General features: G+C 31.0%; 16 protein-coding genes. 1 reads left to right on the top strand and 15 read right to left on the bottom strand.

Annotated elements, in window-relative coordinates; all coding sequences use genetic code 11:
- Positions 1-113: 113 nt before the first annotated feature.
- The 9 genes from AJ889_RS08510 to lgt all read right to left on the bottom strand — a co-directional run bounded on the left by AJ889_RS08510 (position 114) and on the right by lgt (position 11,797).
- On the bottom strand, positions 114-1,835 hold the full coding sequence (locus AJ889_RS08510) for a GMC family oxidoreductase (RefSeq protein WP_002867792.1): 1,722 nt from the start codon (positions 1,833-1,835) through the stop codon (positions 114-116).
- Position 1,836: 1 nt separating this feature from the next.
- Positions 1,837-2,565, bottom strand: a complete 729-nt coding sequence (locus tag AJ889_RS08505; protein ID WP_002855611.1) for a gluconate 2-dehydrogenase subunit 3 family protein — start codon at positions 2,563-2,565, stop codon at positions 1,837-1,839.
- Positions 2,566-2,700: 135 nt separating this feature from the next.
- Positions 2,701-3,405: a tetratricopeptide repeat protein gene (locus AJ889_RS08500; protein ID WP_002867791.1), complete on the bottom strand. Its 705-nt coding sequence runs from the start codon at positions 3,403-3,405 to the stop codon at positions 2,701-2,703.
- Entirely contained in the window at positions 3,405-5,234 is a 1,830-nt protein-coding gene (locus AJ889_RS08495) for a dynamin family protein (RefSeq protein ID WP_002867790.1), read from the bottom strand. The genes AJ889_RS08500 and AJ889_RS08495 overlap by 1 nt, the downstream gene beginning before the upstream one ends.
- Positions 5,224-7,410, bottom strand: a complete 2,187-nt coding sequence (locus AJ889_RS08490) for a dynamin family protein (RefSeq protein WP_002867789.1) — start codon at positions 7,408-7,410, stop codon at positions 5,224-5,226. The genes AJ889_RS08495 and AJ889_RS08490 overlap by 11 nt, the downstream gene beginning before the upstream one ends.
- 27 nt (positions 7,411-7,437) lie before the next feature.
- On the bottom strand, positions 7,438-8,163 hold the full coding sequence (locus AJ889_RS08485; RefSeq protein ID WP_002854302.1) for a fumarate reductase iron-sulfur subunit: 726 nt from the start codon (positions 8,161-8,163) through the stop codon (positions 7,438-7,440).
- Positions 8,156-10,147 carry a fumarate reductase flavoprotein subunit gene (locus AJ889_RS08480; RefSeq protein WP_002861159.1) on the bottom strand — a complete coding sequence of 664 codons (1,992 nt, stop codon included), beginning with the start codon at positions 10,145-10,147 and terminating at the stop codon, positions 8,156-8,158. Before AJ889_RS08480 ends, AJ889_RS08485 begins: the two co-directional genes overlap by 8 nt.
- Positions 10,131-10,913, bottom strand: coding sequence for a fumarate reductase cytochrome b subunit (locus AJ889_RS08475; RefSeq protein WP_002854660.1), 783 nt, complete (start codon positions 10,911-10,913; stop codon positions 10,131-10,133). Before AJ889_RS08475 ends, AJ889_RS08480 begins: the two co-directional genes overlap by 17 nt.
- A 68-nt stretch (positions 10,914-10,981) precedes the next feature.
- Positions 10,982-11,797 (bottom strand): prolipoprotein diacylglyceryl transferase, encoded by an 816-nt coding sequence (gene lgt / locus AJ889_RS08470; protein WP_002867788.1) that lies wholly within the window; start codon positions 11,795-11,797, stop codon positions 10,982-10,984.
- Positions 11,798-11,886: 89 nt separating this feature from the next.
- Here lgt and AJ889_RS08465 point away from each other — a divergent pair, with 89 nt between their 5' ends.
- Positions 11,887-12,786 carry a membrane lipoprotein lipid attachment site-containing protein gene (locus AJ889_RS08465; protein WP_002859484.1) on the top strand — a complete coding sequence of 300 codons (900 nt, stop codon included), beginning with the start codon at positions 11,887-11,889 and terminating at the stop codon, positions 12,784-12,786.
- A 74-nt stretch (positions 12,787-12,860) separates the two neighbouring features.
- On the opposite strand, the gene AJ889_RS08460 is transcribed toward AJ889_RS08465, so the two are convergent.
- Genes AJ889_RS08460 through AJ889_RS08435 form a run of 6 tightly spaced genes read right to left on the bottom strand, consistent with a single transcriptional unit; the run spans position 12,861 to position 18,258 of the window.
- Complete coding sequence (locus AJ889_RS08460; RefSeq protein WP_032584626.1) at positions 12,861-13,649, bottom strand: shikimate dehydrogenase; 789 nt, start codon at positions 13,647-13,649, stop codon at positions 12,861-12,863.
- Entirely contained in the window at positions 13,646-14,482 is an 837-nt protein-coding gene (locus tag AJ889_RS08455; protein ID WP_070293364.1) for an SPOR domain-containing protein, read from the bottom strand. The genes AJ889_RS08460 and AJ889_RS08455 overlap by 4 nt, the downstream gene beginning before the upstream one ends.
- Before the next feature lie 13 nt (positions 14,483-14,495).
- Positions 14,496-15,041 (bottom strand): DUF1882 domain-containing protein, encoded by a 546-nt coding sequence (locus AJ889_RS08450; RefSeq protein WP_002859481.1) that lies wholly within the window; start codon positions 15,039-15,041, stop codon positions 14,496-14,498.
- On the bottom strand, positions 15,038-16,282 hold the full coding sequence (locus AJ889_RS08445) for a serine hydroxymethyltransferase (RefSeq protein WP_002859480.1): 1,245 nt from the start codon (positions 16,280-16,282) through the stop codon (positions 15,038-15,040). Before AJ889_RS08445 ends, AJ889_RS08450 begins: the two co-directional genes overlap by 4 nt.
- On the bottom strand, positions 16,279-17,784 hold the full coding sequence (lysS, locus tag AJ889_RS08440; RefSeq protein WP_002858694.1) for a lysine--tRNA ligase: 1,506 nt from the start codon (positions 17,782-17,784) through the stop codon (positions 16,279-16,281). The genes AJ889_RS08445 and lysS overlap by 4 nt, the downstream gene beginning before the upstream one ends.
- The gene (locus AJ889_RS08435) at positions 17,785-18,258 is read right to left on the bottom strand and encodes a Fur family transcriptional regulator (RefSeq protein ID WP_002854230.1); all 474 of its coding nucleotides are present in this window, start codon (positions 18,256-18,258) and stop codon (positions 17,785-17,787) included.
- Position 18,259 lies beyond the last annotated feature (1 nt).

Below are 18,259 nucleotides of genomic sequence, written 5' to 3'. Positions count from 1 at the left end.
TCGAATAAGAATTTATACCATTAATCATTTTTGCCTTCCTTGATATTATACTATATCGGAAGAAAATTAAAAATTTATAATCTTGAGAGTTTTCAAAAACTCTCAAGTTATTATCAAGCTAAGCTTTTTCCACTTTTATGATACTTTAAAATACCTTCAGCACAGCGATAAGCCAAAGCTCCTACAGTATCAGTTGGATTATATCCACTATTGTGTTGGAAATTTCCTGCTCCTACAACAAAAAGATTATCCGCATCCCAGTGTTGTAAATAAGTATTAACCACACTAGTTTCTCTATCTGCACCCATGGTTGTTCCACCTGTGTTATGAGTAGATTGATAAGGCACAACGCTATAATCCTTAAGATAAGCACCTTTTTTGATTGATTTTACTCCTTGCATTCTTTTTGCTACCTCAGCTGTTTTATCTGTGATAAATTTATGCAAAGCTCTATCTTGATCGGTGAAATTATAAGTTAAGCGTAAAAGTGGCATACCAAAAGCATCTTTATAAGTTGGATCAAGACTTAAATAATTATTCTTATGAGGCAAAGAAGCACCTTGTCCTGCTACGGTAATAGCTCTTGTGAAATTATAGTTTAATGCTTTTTTAAATTCAGCACCCCAAGTTGGAGCTCCTGCTGGAAGTGGGGCTGATTGTATAGGGCGAGTTCCAAGCTGAACGCTATAAATCATAGCTCCATGAAGGAATTTTTCCCTAGAATGATCAAAATTATCTCCGTTAAAATCATCACTCGTAGTTCCCAAAGCACCTGAACCCATGAAGGTGTTAAATTGCTCATCAAAGAAAGCTGTTGTACCCATGTTCATTTGATAACAATAATTTCTACCTAAAGTTCCTTTACCTGTTTTTGGATCGTATTGCTCACCTATGTTGCTTACCATTAAAAGCTTAGCATTGTTAAACATATAACTTGTAAGCACAACTATATCAGCAGGTTGAATATACTCTTTCATCGTTCTAGTATCGACAAATTTTACCCCCGTTACTTTTCCGTCTTTTTTAAGAATTTGCGTTACATTGCTATAAGTGCGTATAGTGTATTTACCTGTGCTCATAGCCTTTGGAATTACTGTGTTTAAAGGACTTGCTTTTGCGCCATACTCACAACCAAAACGCTCACAATACGCACAGTATTGACAAGGAGCTAAATCTTGACCATCAGGGTTTGTATAGCCACCTTTAGAATTTGAAGCTGGCAAACGATAAGTGTGTAAATTTGAACTTTTTGCTGCACTTTCAAATCGTTTAAGCATTTTAGTATTTTCAAGAGGTTCTTGTGGATAAGGACTGGATCTAAAAGCTCCCATTTTTTCCGCTAAAGGATTTGGCTCACCTGATACCCCACAGGTTTTTTCAAATCTATCATAATAAGGCTCCATATCCTTATAAGTCACACCCCAATCTTGCAAGGTATAATCATTACCTAATTTATTACCATATCTTTGTTTGCTTAGGGTTTGAATTTCAAAATCATAAGGCATAAACCTAAAAGTCCAACCATTCCAATGCACCCCTGCACCGCCAACATTATTACCCAATAAAAACGAACCCATTTTACGATAAGGCAAGGCTAAACCACTAGGATCATGGCGAAAAGTCACAGTGTCTTTCGAGCAATCTTGCATCAAACCATAATTAATCCCGTATCTCCACTCATCATGGATAAAATTAAAATTTTCAGTACTTTGCATATGTCCGCGTTCTAAACTAAGTACATTCAAACCTGCTTTAGTAAGCTCTGCAGCCACTATACCTCCAGTCCATCCTGCCCCAACTGTTACCACATCTACTTTTTTTAATACTTCAGCCATTTTAACTCTCCATATCTGCTAAACTCATAGGTTCAATGTTAAAAAATTCATCACTTGCAATTTTATCCACATAGCTCATTTGTGCGCCTGGATATTGCATCATTCTCCAACCATTTTTATTATCATTTCCGCCATAAATTGGATCAGCTAAAACTCCAGCTACTGTCATATCTCTTAAAAGAGTGAAAAAATAAGAAGATTTAAAACCCGTAGTTTGAATTTTTCCTTTTTCAAAATCGCTTAGAATTTTATCCTGATCTCCACCTTTAAGCAGAGAAAAAGATTTTTTATAACGCTTTTGAGCATTTTCTTCAAGAGCATGCACACCTTCTAAAAAAATATCTTTGCGTTGCATAGGAGTTTGATAGCCTTGTTCAGCTTTACCCTCAATGAAAGGTCCTTGCATATATTCTCTATCATTATAACCATAAGCACTAGCTAGCTGATTATCGATAAAATAAGGTACGCCTAAACCTATAGCTCCTTCTCCTTGCTCATCTTTAGGATAAATTCTTTCACAGGCTGCACTTAAGGTATCAAATTCAGTTTGAGTTTGAAAAAACATTCTACCTCTAACTTTATTTGATTTTCCTTGTGAAGCTTGATGCGAATGCGTAAGTTCTGCTGCCTTTAAAACAGCACCGCCACCTATAGTACTAGCTGCTACTACAGAACCACCTAAAAGCCCTAGTTTAAAAAAGCTTCTGCGATCAATAATATTGTCTTGCATTACTTCTCCTTGATAATAATTTAAACAAGACTATATTAGCCCTATTAATATAAATTTAACTTTAAAAAGCGATAAATTTTGTGTTATTCTTAATTTTATTTAAGAATATCTTTGAAAGTAATGAAAATAGAACTTTTAATAAAGCTCTATATCTTTAGAATTAAGTTCTTTATAAGCTGCACAAGCTTCTTGATGTTTTTGATCACAAGCCATACCAAAATATCTTTTTGCCTTTGTTAAATCTTGTTTTTCTAGTTGATTATAGCGTCCTAACAAATAACAAGACTCACCAAAACCTAAAGTGCAAGATTTAGAATAAAAAGCAAGGGCAGATTTTACACTTGCTTTAACAAGCTCTCCTTTATCATATAAAGACCCTAATTGATAACAAGCTCTTGCATTTTTTAAATCACAAGATCTTTTATAAAAACTTGAGGCCATTTGTCCATCTTTTTCTTTTTCATAAAATAAAGCTATATTATTACAACTTAACGATTCTCCTAAAGTACAAGCTTTATTAAAAGCCAAAAGAGCTTCATTTTTATAACCTTGATTTTGCAAAAGCAAAGCCATATTAGAACACGCACTTGCTAAACCTAATTTGCAAGCTTTATCATAAAATTTATAAGCTTGATTTAAATCCTTACTCATACCCTTAGCACTTTCGTACATAAAAGCTAAAGAAAAACAAGCTTTAGAAATATCTTTTTCACAAAGGCTTTTAAAAATTTCATAAGCTTTATCAAATTTATTTGCTTCATAAAATTTTAAACCTTCTTCTAATTCACTTAATGCAAGTAATGAATTAAAAAATAAAAATAAAGCTAAAAATATTCTCATCAATCTTCCTTTATACTTTCTCTAACATTTAAAATCTGTACTCTTCTTTTTCGAAGTTCTGCTTTTTTAAGATCTAAAAATTTACTTTTTTCTTGGATTAAAATTTGACTTTGTTCTAAAAAATTTTTTGCAATTTTTGTCAAAATAGGCTTATTAATAAGCAAAGCTTCAAACTCATAAACATTTAATTCATTTAAAACTCTTTCATAAATTTCACTTTTTTTGGGATAAAAAAGTACAAATTCAGAACTATCAAGCTCATAAAGAACACGGCTTTCATTGATTTTACGACTAAAAAATGCAAGGCTTAGTTTTGTAGCATTTTCATAATTTGTAAAAGCCTTAAGATTTAATTTTTCAAAAAATAAATCAAGTTCTAAAATACTTTTAAATAAAAGCTCTTTAAAATCTTTCAAAAAGTACTCATCACTTGCATTGCAAAAAGCTCTTAATTCACTAAAATTTTTATCACTTTGGAAAATATGATCTTTTTGTATGTTTGAAAATTCTGCTTTAAAAAGTAAAATTTCTCTCTCGAGTATGTTTATAAAGCCTTTTAATTTCATCTTGATTTCTTCAAAAGATTTATAAAGTTCATTTTTGATTTTTTTAAACTCTTTACTCATTGCATCACTATTGTAAAACATCGCCAAAAAAGCATCGTCACTTGAAATATAAGGTGCTTTATAATCATATCTTGTGTATAAATCTTTCTTTAAAAATCCTTTGCTTTCTTTGTAAAAATAAGCATCTTTTTCCTTAACACTTGCAAAAATTTCACTAGAAATTCTTTCGCTAATGCTTTTAAGCTGTTCTAAAATCTGATGATTTAAAATTTCAATCTCTTTTAAAAAAAATTCATACGCTAAAAGTAAATGCTTTTCATAACTTTGAAATTGATTTAATAAACGATCAAAAATACCTACAAAAAGTTGATTTTCATCTTCTAAAATTTCGCATAAATTTAAAATTTTTCTTTTAACAAATTTTTCCTTTAAAGCTGTTGTATCTAGCTGAGTTAAAAAATCAAGCAAAGATTGAAAATTAGATTTTTCATAGCTTTGCTCATCTTTAGCTTCTTTGCAAGAAATGGCAATAAGCTCATCAAAATATTTTAAAAATATACTTTTTGCATAATTTAAAACATTATCTAGCTCTTCTGTGTTTAATTTATCTTTTTGATTTAATACACAAATGCTATTTTCTCCTAAAAGTTCTAAATTTGCTTTTATGGCATCTTCTTCACTTTTTTTACCTGCATTATCAATTAAACTTAACCAAATCGCCCCATGAATATTTTTAAGCTCATCAAAAGTTGTTAAAGTATCATTTTCATTTGCATTTAAACCTGGAGTATCTACAAGAGTGATTTTTTCAAGTAAAGGAATGGGTGCAAAAATATGCAAACTTTTTGCTTGTTTTACTTCATTTCTTTGATCCGTATAAAAGGCTAATTTTTCTATATTTGTGATAATATCACTTCTATCTTCAAATTCTACTCTTAAAAAATATTCTTTTGCATAGCGTAAAAAAGTAGGTTTAAAAGTAACAGGAACAACACCCGTAGGCAAACAATCACGCCTTAAGATCAAATTTAGCAAACTTGATTTACCGCTTGAAAACTGCCCTATAATAGCGATATTAACATTCTTATCCAAAGAAAACACAAGCTCTTTTAATTCATTTTCTAAAGCATAACTTGCGTGCATAAAAGGCTCATTAAGTTCCTTGCAAAGCTCTTGAATACGCCCTTTAAAACTATCATCAAAACTCACACTATAAGTATTTTCATAGGCTTTTATAAAATCATTTAAAAGATTAATCTGCATTTAAAAGCCCCATTTCAAGTTGTTTTAATTTTTCAATTTTTTCTAAATTTTCTTCAAAAGAATTTAAAATATTAATATCTTGATTTTTCAGACTCTGTAAAACTTTTTCAAAACTTTCTAATTTTGATTTTTGATTTTTTTCATAATGTTTTAATTTATCATTTAAAAACTCAAAAAATGCTCCATTGATATTTAAAGAATTTAAAATTTCGCTCATTTTAAATTCTTTAAAAGTATCAAAAATAACCATATCTAAATTCGTTTCAAGCTCATATAAATCTGATTTTAAATTGCTTAATTTTTCAATTTTCAATCTTAAAAGTGCAAATTTTTCACTTTGAAAAATACTATCTATATTTTTTGAAATTCCATCTTTAAAACCTTCAAAACCATTATCAAAATCATCTTTTAAAAAATCATATTTTAAAGACAAATTTGTTTTAAGCTCCTCGATTTTTTTAATATTTTCAAATTTAATTTCTCTTAAAATATCATTAATCCCATCTTTTGTAGTAATATCAACTATATTTAAAATACGAGAAAGATTAAGCTTTTGTGCATTATTTTTTAAATATTTAAACTCATCTATCAAGCGTTCTTTTAATTTTTTAGCCAAAAGTAAAACAAGATTATCTATACCATTATCTATATTTTTAAGTTTTACAATGAAATTTGAAATTTCATCTTGTGCTTCTTTTAATAAGATATTTTGCTTTTGAAGTTCAAGTAAAAGCTTTTGATTTTCTTCACTTACACCTTGTTTATTCTCCTTAATAAGACGATTTTGCATTTCATATTTGCTTAGAATATTTTTAAGTTCCAAATGTAATTCTTTTTTGTAAGCTCTTAAGGCAATCTTGCTTTTTTCTCCTGCATAAAGCTCGTTAAAAAGATAGTTTTCAAATTCTTGCATACCACTTTTTTGCAAACTTTCCTTAGGTGCTAAACCCTTATAAAAATCACTTGCCATTTTAGCACTCACACATAAAAAATCAATCTTTTCCACCAAATTTTCATCTAAATCCACAAGTCTTGATTTTAAGCTTTCTTTGGTATAAACAATGACTTCTTCTAAATCCTTTTTGCTTAACAAATCCGCTTTAGTTAAAACAATTAAAAACTTACTCAGCCTTGAATTTAAAAGACAATGCACCAAAAAGTCTGCATCTTTTTGAGTTAAGCTTTGAGAAGCATTCATTAAATGAATTAAAAAATCACTTTCTCTAAGATACTCATTTGTAACAATTTCTCTTTGGACTACAACATCATCAAGCCCTGGAGTATCAACTATGGAAATATTATTTTTTAAAAAATCTAAATGACTTTTAATTTCTATTTTTTTAATTAAAGCTGAAATTTTATTTTTAGCTGAACTGAAATTTTTAAGTTCACAAAGTGCGATATTTTGTATTAAAGGTTTATCCTTGATAAAATCCTCTATATTTACACTCTTATCCAGCTTGTCAATAAATTCTTTTAAATCTGCATTAAAGTGCGAACTTTCAAGTATATTTTGCCATTCTTTTTTATCCCAAAAATATATCTTTGCTTCTTCACTCTTACCATAGCTTAATACTGTTAAATTAGCTGTTTCAGGTATGTTTGAAACCCCTAAAAAATCTTCTTTTAAAAGAGCATTTAAAAGACTTGATTTTCCTGCATTCATCACGCCAGTGATGGCTATATTAAACTCTAAATTTTGAAATTTTTCCAAAGTTTTTTGAAGTCTTGATTTTAAATTTTCATCAAAACTTAGCTTTTGAAGCTCTAAATTAATGGTGTTTAATTCTTTAAAATCATTTTGAAATAAAGCTTTTTGATCTATACTTTGAACTTTTTCTTGTGAAATAAAATCAAGCATTTCGGTATTTTTTGAAATTTTTTCTAAAATTTTTAGAGCCTTAAGCAAATCTTGCTTTGAAATAAAACCTGATTTAAAAAAATTTAAAATACAAATTTGAGCATTTTGTATACTAAAAATATCCACTCTTAAATCAATTTTTTTGCAAAGCTCTTGAAATTCTTTTAAGAGAAAATATCTTTCATAATTGTCTTTATTGACACTTAAAATAATCGCACACTCGGCCGTATCAAGTTTGCTTTTATCTTGAAATTTAGCATCAAAATTTAAAAATTGAAGTTCATTTTGCCAAATTTTTTGGAATAATTCTTTCATAATCTTCCCCTTAAAAAGGGGAAAGATTTATTTATTTCTTTGAGCGACAAGTTGTCTTCTCATGTAAGCGATTTTACTTTGTAAAGGTAATTCTTTAGGACAATTATCTTCGCAAGCAAGCAATGACATACAACCAAAAACACCATCATCATCGCCCACTAATTCATAAAAATCTTCCACACTTCTATGGTCATGCGGATCTTGTAAATATCTAGCTGTTCTTAAAAGTCCTGTAGCAGCTATGAAATTTGGACGCATAAGTTTAGTTGCACAAGAAGCTACACAAATTCCACACTCTATACAACGATCAAGTTCAAAAGTTTCATCCGCAACCTCCGGCTCAATACGTTCTTCAAGTTTAGAAATATCAGTTTCTTTTTCGTTATGCACCCAGCTTTCAACGCGTTTACACATGTCTTCAAACCACTCTCCTGTATTCACGCTTAAATCTTTAATATGTCTAAATGCAGGCATAGGCATAAGCTCTATCACTCCATCAGGATAATCTTTAGTTAAAGTTTTACAAGCAAGTTTTGGCACTCCATTAATCATCATTGCACAAGATCCGCAAATCCCTGCACGACAAACAAAGTCAAAACTCAGATCCGCATCCATTTTTTCACGGATCAAAGTCAAACATACAAAAACCGTCATAAAAGGAGTTTCTTCAAGCTCATAAGTCACAAAATGTGGTTTAGAAATTTTGCTTAAAGGATTATATTTAAATGCCTTTATTGTCAATTTTCTACTCATAATCAACTCCTATTCTTTGGTTTGGTGCTTTATATTTAGCTTGTAATTCATAAGGCATTAAAGCGTTTTGAATTTCATAACGACCTTTGCCTTCAGCTTCCATTTTTTCACGTATTGCATCCACTTCAGCTTGGCGTTTTTCACTTAAAGGATTTTCTATAATATTTCCTTTAGCTCCATATCCACGGAATGCTGGTGGAATTTCCATTTTCATAATATCAAGCTCTTCATATTCTATGCGTGGTAAGGTTTCGCCTTCTACCCAAAAAGTATTGGTTCTTTTCATCCAATTTAAATCATCTCTTTTTGGATAATCTTCCCTATAATGCGCCCCACGACTTTCTGTTCTTAAAAGCGCTCCATAAGCTACGCAAAGTGCTATTTTTAACATTCTTGGCACTCTATACGCTTCTTCAAGCTCTGGATTTGCACAATCAAGTTCTTTACAATGTACTTTAACATCTTGAGAATCTTTATAAAGTTTTTCAAGTTCATCTACTGCTTCTTTCAAACCTTCACCTGTTCTAAAGATGGCCACCTTATCCCACATAATTTCTTTCATTCTATTTTTAATTTCAAAAACATTATATTTACCTTCTTTATCTACTAAAGATTTTAAATATTGATACTCTTTAGTTAAGAAGTCTTTTACTACATTTGTGTCAATTACTTCACCATTATTTTTACAATAATCTGCAAAATAATCTCCCACTATCATACCTGCTACAACAGTTTCAGCACATGAATTTCCACCTAAACGATTAAATCCGTGCATATCCCAGCAAGCTGCTTCTCCACAAGCAAAAAGTCCGTTTAACCATTGACTTTCACCTGTTGGTTTAGTTCTAATTCCACCCATAGAATAATGCTGCATTGGAAGAACTGGCGCCCAACCTTTTGGACCTTCATCTGCTGGATCAATACCATTGAAAGTTTTGCAAATATCTTGTACATCGCGGAGATTTTTTTCCACATGAGCACGACCCAATATAGAAATATCAAGCCATAAATGATCCCCATAAGGACTTTTTACACCTTTACCTTTGCGAATATGCTCCATCATTCTACGACTTACCACATCACGGCTTGCAAGTTCTTTTTTCTCTGGTTCATAATCAGGCATAAAACGATATCCATCCACGTCACGTAAAATTCCACCATCACCACGACAGCCCTCAGTAAGCAAAATACCGCTTGGTACAATAGGAGTTGGGTGAAATTGCACTGCTTCCATATTTGAAAGTCTACAAAGTCCCGTTTCAAGAGCGATAGCAGCACCTGTTCCTTCACAAATTACCGCATTTGTAGTTTGTTTATAAATTCTACCATAGCCCCCTGTTGCTATCATAGTTCCTCTTGCGATATAAGCAATGAGTTGTCCATTGGTTAAATCTCTAGCAATCACACCTAAGCATTTTTTACCATCATGGATAATTCTTACTGCTTCCATTCTATCAATAATTTTTACTTGATGTTTAATAGCTTCATTTGCTACACCATAAAGCATACAATGCCCTGTTGCATCTGCGATATAGCAAGTTCTCCATTTTTTAGTTCCACCAAAATCTCTAGCATTAATAAGCCCGTGCGCTTCTTCTTTTTCTTCAATCACAGTTTTTTGTGCATTGATTACAACAGTTCTTGGACCTTTAGTAACTCTAGTCCAAGGCACACCCCAAGCCGCAAGCTCACGCACTGCTTTTGGCGCAGTTTGAGCAAACATTCTTGCTACTTCTTGATCACAGCCCCAATCACTTCCTTTTACTGTATCTGCGAAGTGAAGATCTTCATTATCACCCTCACCTTTTGCCCCATTTGCTAAACTTGCCTGCATACCTCCTTGCACCGCTGCAGAGTGAGAACGCTTCACTGGACAAATACTTAAAAGTGTTACACTTTGGCCACTCTTTGCTACTTCAATAGCCGCTCTAAGACCTGCTAATCCTCCACCTATTACTAAAGCATCACTATATTGTATATTCATAATTTGCTCCATTGTAGTTTTTTATCATCGCAGTAGTTTGGGTTTGATTTTGGTAGTTTTCATAACCTATTTTTATAAATGCTGCAAGACTTAACACACCTAAAACTAGGAAGAAAATACTGATTATCCATTTAGCAGTTTTAAGCTTTTTGCGACTTTCTTTTACATTTTTTCCTTCAAACCAACCCCATTTAACACAAAGTCTATAAAGCCCTATACTTCCATGAAGTTCAACACAGACTAAAAGAACAGCATAAAAAAGCCACATAAAATGACTTACAACCCTATCTCCTGACATATCGCCGCTGATTTTATCTGCATTGGTTACAATAAAAATAAGATGAGCAGAACCTAAGAAAAACATAATAAAACCTGTAAAAGCTTGAACCCACCATAACGAAGTATCGCTGTGATTCATTTTTTTACTGTGTGTTCTTAGTATTTGATACTGACGGTAATTAATAGGAAATTTTCTCATTGCAAGTAAAGCATGAACGAAAAAAACCACTAAAACACAGGCGGCTAAAAATGAAGTAAGATAACTCATAACAGGATTATCGTAAACAAATTTTAATTCTAAAAAATGTACCACAGAATTAAAAAAATCCTCACTGACTAAAATTGTAGAAACAAAAAGCATATGCACCCACATAAAAAGACCTAAAAAAAGCCCTGAGGCGCTTTGGATAAAGTCTAATTTCGCAGGCATTTTACTTTTTTTGCCCTCAATGCTCTTACCCAAATAACCTTCGATAAGCTCACGCATCTTTACTCCTTTGTAAAAAGAAATTAAAAAAATCCATTTCATTATATTACAAAAGTCTTTAAGATAGATTAAATATTTACTTTTTTAAACTTTATACAAATATAAACTAACAAAGCTGTTATAAACATTATAAAACTTAAAATTTGCCCCATACTCATACCCCATAAAACAAAACCTATACCAAAATCAGGCTCGCGATAAAATTCACATATAAATCTTGCCAATGAATAAGCACCAGCATACACAAGAATCAATTCCCCTTGAAAACTTTGCTTAAATCTTGCTAAATAAACTATAATAAAAACAACAATACCTTCTAAAAATGCTTCATAAAGTTGCGATGGATGGCGCAATACTCCATCAACATAAATTCCCCAAGGCACATTTGTAATGCGACCAAAAAGCTCTTGATTTAAAAAATTTCCTATACGACCAAAAACATAAGCCAATGGAACACTTAAAGCAACCAAATCAAGAAAAATCCAAGGATTTGCTTTATATTTTTTACAAAACAATAAAGTAGCTATCAAAAATCCTATAATTGCTCCATGATAACTCATACCTCGAATACCTACAAATTCACCATTAATATAAGGATTAAAAATTTGCCAAGGATGAGTAATATAATACATAGTATTTGCATCATAAATCAAAATATATCCAAGCCTTGCACCTAAAATAACCCCTATTTCAACCCATATAAAATAACTATCCAAATGTTTTTCATTAATGTCTAGTTGAAATTTTCTTACAAAAAATTTAGCCAAAAGCAAAGCCAAAAGCAAAGCTATAACATACATAATGCCATACCAATGCACCTTTAAACCAAAGATGCTAAAAGCTATAACATTAAAATTTGAATAAATATGCTGCCAAAATTCCATATATCTTTCCTAATTTTCTTTTATAAAAATATAACAAAAAAACTTTAACCTGCTATAATTAACACAAACACATTAAATAAAGGTAAAAAATGAAAAAATATATTTTACTTGCTAGTAGTATGTTAATTTTAGCAGCTTGTGGGGGTACAAGCAGTAATTTTGTCAATGTTTCTATGCCAAATTTTAAACCCCAAGTTCCAACAAAGGTTGAACCTATTGATTCTGGAGTAAGCATTGCTCTTGAGCCTATTAATATAGAACAAAATAACAATTATTCTGATTATTTTGAAAATTCAGTGCTTAAAATTCGCATAGAAAAAGAAATTGATCTTTTAAAACAAAATTTAGAAGAGCAGATCAAAACCATCGCTCAACTAAAAGGCTATAAAATAGTTACTACTAATCCAGACTACACTCTTAAAAGTTCAATCAGTATTTATACGGAAGAAAAAAATGCACAAAAAACAAGCAATTTTATGAGTGGAGATTATGTAAAATCCAATTTAGGTATAAATTTTAAAGGTAAAATAGATTTTATAGATGCACACAATCCACAAAATTCAACCAATCTTTCAAGTAGCACTAAACTAGATTCTTTAGTTGCGCTTAACTATCCTATTAAAAATGATGATGGGGTTAATATGTTTAAAACTACTATCTCTACCGTACCAACTCAACTCAATAAAGGTTTAGAGCAACCTGCTTTTGAAATTGATAAAAGTTTTTTAGCTTTTTATAAAAATACATTAAATACACTTTATAACAATCTACCAAAAGCAACAGACATAGGCAAAACTATACCTAATACAAACAGTGGTTTTAATAGTTTTGATGGCGATGCTACCTTTGAAGAAAGCTTACCTCAAACAAATTCTAATCAAAATAATACAATTGAAAACACGCCTACACAAAATATTCCTACAAATCCATCTTCAACAAATCAAAATAATCAAAGTAAAAATCAAGATGGGGTAGAAATATTTGAATGATAAAACTTGTGGGAAAATTAAACTTTCTCACACAAAAAATAAGATTTTCTTATACAAGAAAAATAACTATCATTCTACTTTAAAATCAATGCCTGTTGCATTGCATTTTTTATCATCTCTCTTTTATCTTGTATTTCAAAAAAAAGTTCAAAAGCAAAAACTCCTTGCCATAAAAGCATATCAAGTCCATCTTTAATTTTTAAATGATACTCTTTACATAATCTATAAAAAGGTGTTTCTCTGCCATAAATTACCTCAAAAGCAAATTTAGCTTTAGGTAAAATTCTATCTAAAAGCTCTCTATCACAAGGTAAATTTTCATCTTTTAATCCAGCAGAAGTTGAATTTATAACCAAATCAAAGTCAAAATCTTGCAAGTTTTTATAAAGATAAGTTGGATAAGCTAAAAAATCTTTAAATCTTTCTTTACCACGATTAGCTATATACACTTCTACGCCTTTTTGTTTTAATGCATAAGCAAGCGCCAAAGCTGTACCTCCAGCACCCAAAATCAAAGCTTTTTTTATATTATCAAAATCCTTAATAGCTTCTAAAAAACCTAAAGCATCAGTATTATAAGCGTAAATTTTATCTTCTTTTAAGCATAAAGTATTTGCAGAGCCAATATTTCTAGCAAAATCATCCTTCACATCAGCAATATCTAAAGCTTTTTCCTTAAAAGGCAAAGTAATATTAGCTCCACTAAGTCCTAATTTAAAAAAATCTTCTCTTAAACAGTTAGCATTTCTTAAATGATAGCGTGTATAAATGCTATCAAGCCCTAAGGCTTTAATAGCATTATTATGCATTCTAGGCGATTTAGAGTGAGAAATAGGATCGCCTATAACTGCTAAAAATTTCATTTTAAAGTAAAAGAAAAAGCATCTTTTGCAATATCCTTACGGATTTTAGCAAGTTCTGCTGCAATATCTGCCTTTTCAAATGGCCCTATTAAAACCTTGGTAATTTCTTTACCTCCAACTGTAGTTTTATAAAGTTTATAATCATAACCTTTTTGCTTTACAGAAGCAAGTTCTTTTGATTTTTGATCCAAATTACTTACTGAGAAAATTTGCACATAAATACCCGATGCTAAACCACTTGGATGTACAGGTTTAGCATCAACATTTTTAAATAAATCATTTGCATTTTGTTCTTTTTTAGGGGTTTGTTTTGCACTTTCTTTTTCTTTTTTTACAGCTATTTGTTTTTTTGCTTCTTCTTTAGGTTTTACAGTTTGTTTTACTTCTTGTTTGGGAGCACTTGCTTGCGGAGCGGTATTTTCCGAAGTAGTTGCTGTTGGTTCTGCTGGAACTTCTTGATCAGGCATAGCAAAATTTGTACTATCATTGTTATTTGAACTAGAGGCTGTTGTATTTTGAGTTGTATTTTGTTCATCTTGAAATTGTTTTCTTAATGCCTCAAATTGATCTTCTGCTGAAGTATTATCTGTAATTGGCATACTTTCAAAAGAAGTATCATTGTTATTGTCTTGAGTTGCTATAGGTTCACTTGGCAATACACTTTGATTTTGCGTATTTTCATCACCACTACCATTAATAAGCTTCATAACTATCATGATAGCTAAAAACAAAATAACTAAAGCAATAACTCGTAAAAGAATTTTTTTTACTTTTTCACTTTTATTACTTTTTTCTAAAATAATATCATCAAATTCATTTTTTTGATTTTCCATAATTTGTCCTTTCTTACATATGCTTAGACCAAGAACTTCCTCGTTCTTTTTGATAAACCTCATAAGGCAATATTAAAATATTAAATTCCCTAGGTACATCCATACTAGGAAACACCTTCCATTCTACTGGCATTTTACTTGCAAACATCATTGAAAGTTTAGACGCTAAAGAATAACCTTCGTTTAACGCCGTGTGTCCTTTGTGAATATAAAGATGTAAATGTCCTGGAGTTTTAGTCTTATAGGCTGTGAAATTTATAAAACCTTCTTCTCTTAAAATAAGTTGTGCACGGTGATAAAATCTTTCAGCATTAAAACCATTATAATCAAAGACAATATTTTCTACTTTATTATCTTTTGTTATTAAATCATGAGCGACAACAATTTTTTTAGCAGCGTGTTCTCTCATGACATTTAAATTTAAAGGAGCATCAACTCTTTCAAATTTATCAAAAAATAAGCGACCTCTATGTGTAATTTTATTTACAATTTTATCGCGTCTTATATAATAATGATCGCCAATTATTTTAATTAGCGACATATCCATTGGTGAAATCAAAACATAGCCCTTTCATAAATAATAAAATTACTTGCAAGTTTTTTTAATTCTTGTTTAATATTCTTTTGTAATTTTTCATTATTAACATCATCTAAAATATCTGCAATATAATTTGACACAATTTCCATTTCTTTTTCTTTAAAACCTCTGGCAGTAAGGGCTGGAGTTCCAAGTCTTAATCCACTTGTGATAAAAGGACTTCTAATCTCTCCTGGAACGGTATTTTTATTTGCAGTAATACCTGCATTTCCAAGAGCTAAATCTGCATCTTTTCCGCTAAACTCACGATCTAAAAAACTCATTAAAACAAGGTGATTATCCGTTCCATCGCTAACAAGTTTAAATTTTCTATCCATTAAAACATTAGCTAAAACTTGAGCATTGGTTCTTACTTGTTTTGCATAAACTTTCCACTCATCGCTAAGATTAAATTTAAATCCTACTGCTTTTGCAGCAATTACATGCATCAAAGGACCACCTTGAATACCTGGAAAAATGGCAGAATTAATTTTTTTAGCAAGCTCTTCATCATTTGTCATAATAATACCACCTCTTGGGCCACGCAAAGTTTTATGCGTAGTTGAACTTACTACATGAGCGTGTGGAAAAGGACTTGGATGTTCGCCTGCTACAACAAGACCTGCAATATGTGCTATATCAGCAAAAAGATAGGCGCCTACTTCATCAGCGATTTCTCTAAATTTAGCAAAATCAATCACTCTTGCATAAGCACTAGCTCCACAAACTATTAATTTTGGCTTTTCTTTTTTAGCAATTTCTCTTACTTTTTCATAATCAATTCTTCCATCAAGTTCTACGCCGTAAAAACAACTTTCGTACATTTTACCCGAAGAACTTACTTTTGCACCATGAGTTAAATGTCCACCATGACTTAAATCCATTCCTAAAATTTTATCACCTGGATTAATCAAAGCCGCATAAACACCTTGATTAGCTTGAGAACCTGAATTAGGCTGAACATTAGCAAATTTACAATTAAAAAGTTTTTTACATCTTTCAATAGCTAGAGTTTCAATCTCATCAACAAATTCACAACCACCATAATATCTTTTACCTGGATAACCTTCTGCGTATTTGTTCGTCAAGATACTTCCCATAACTTCCATTACTTCAGGTAAAGTGAAATTTTCACTCGCTATCATTTCAAGACCTTCGCATTGACGCTCTAACTCTTTGTTTGTTAAATCAAAAATTTCTTTATCAAACATTTCTAAACTCATTCTTTCTCCTTTAGTTCTGATTTTAATGGACGCATTGCAGGAAACAATATCACATCTCGAATAGATTTTTTATTTGTCAAAAGCATAACAAGTCTATCTATGCCTATACCCTGCCCTGCCGTTGGAGGCATTCCATAACCCAAAGCATTTACAAAATCTTCATCCATTTCGCAAGCCTCTTCATCGCCTGCATTTTTAGCTTCAATTTGTTTTAAAAATCTCTCATATTGATCAAGAGGATCATTAAGCTCATTAAAACCATTTGCCAATTCTCTTCCGCAAATAAACAACTCAAATCTCTCAGCAATCTGAGAATCCTCATCGCTACGTCTTGATAAAGGACTTATGGAAATAGGAAAATCAATCACAAAAGTAGGATTGATCAATTTTTCTTCCACATAATTGTCAAAAAGTTCAGCTTGCAAATGTCCAAGTTCAAGCTTTTCATTCGCTTCAAAACCATCTGCTTTTAATTTAGTAAGAATTTTTTCCTTATCTTCGATTAAATCCCTATCTAAACCACCATACTTACAAAGTGCGTCTTTATAGGTTATTCTTTCAAAAGGTTTAGAAAAATTTATCATTTTTCCATCAAATTCTATTGTTTTTCCTAAATTAAGTTTATCCAAAAGTAAAGCAAAAAGTTCTTCGGTTAAATCCATTAAATCTTTATAATTATGATAGGCCCAATAAAATTCTATAGTTGTAAATTCGGGATTATGAGTTAAATCCATACCTTCGTTTCTAAAACAACGATTGATTTCAAAAACCGCCTCAAAACCACCTACTATAAGTCTTTTAAGATAAAGTTCTGGAGCAATTCTTAAAAATCTTTCTACGCCTAAAGAATTATGAAAAGTTACAAAAGGCTTAGCGTTTGCTCCACCTGCAATCGGATGCATCATAGGAGTTTCTACTTCTAAAAAGCCTTTATTTTCAAAAAAATGACGGATTAAACTCACCACTTTAGAACGCACTAAAAAATCTTTTCTAACTTCGACATTCATTATCATATCAACATAACGTTTACGATATCTTTGCTCAATATCTGTTAATCCATGATATTTTTCAGGTAAAGGAACAATAGCTTTTGTAGCGAGTTTTACTTCGCTTGCATGCAAACTAAATTCACCTGTTTTAGTTACAAAAGGAAAACCTTTAACCAAAACAATATCACCCACCTCTAAATTCTTTTTTAAAATCGTATAAAGCTCTTCGCCTACGCTATCTTTACTAAAATAAATTTGTAAATTTGTATCCTCATCTTCAATGTTTGCAAAAATTGATTTCCCAGCTATACGCAAAAGTTTCAAACGTCCTGCAACAACAGCATTGACACTTTCATCTCTTTTTTCAACTTGCTCTAAAATATAAGAAAATTTATCCTTAAAAGTCTTTAAAGACATTTCCTTTTCTAAAAAATGAGGATAAGGATTAATCCCTAAATTTTTTAACTCTTTAGCTTTTTCTATTCTTTGCTGCTCTAAAATATTATCAAACATTTATATTTTTACCTTTGCTTTTTGATTATTACAATCACCACAAACACCATAAAGCTGCATCAAATGCCCTGTAAGTTTAAAACCATGTTCTTTTGCAATCAAGGCTTGCTGTCTTTCTATAATAGGATTTTCAAATTCTATAATTTTTCCGCAATTTTTACATATCATATGATCATGGTGAGGTTTATTGGCAAGCTCGTATTTTTTACCTGCCGAACCAAAAGAAATGGAAGTTACCATTTCTGCTTCTTCAAGCAAATTTAAAGTACGATAAACAGTTGCAATTCCTACATTTAAATCAGGTTCAGCTTGTTTGATTTCCATATATAAACTTTCGGGTGTGTAATGAGTATCACTGTGATAAAGAGTTTTTAAAAGCACTTCTCTTTGCTTAGTATATTTAAGTCCGCCTTGTCTTAATATTTTTTTAAATCTCTCAAGTAAAACATCATATTCCACATTTTCTATCAGCATA

This window comes from Campylobacter sp. BCW_6468 (genome assembly GCF_001762865.1).
In the GTDB taxonomy this organism is placed as follows: Bacteria; Campylobacterota; Campylobacteria; order Campylobacterales; family Campylobacteraceae; genus Campylobacter_D; species Campylobacter_D jejuni.
Note: the sequence above shows the minus strand (reverse complement) of the source record. Positions and strands in the feature narration are given on the sequence as shown.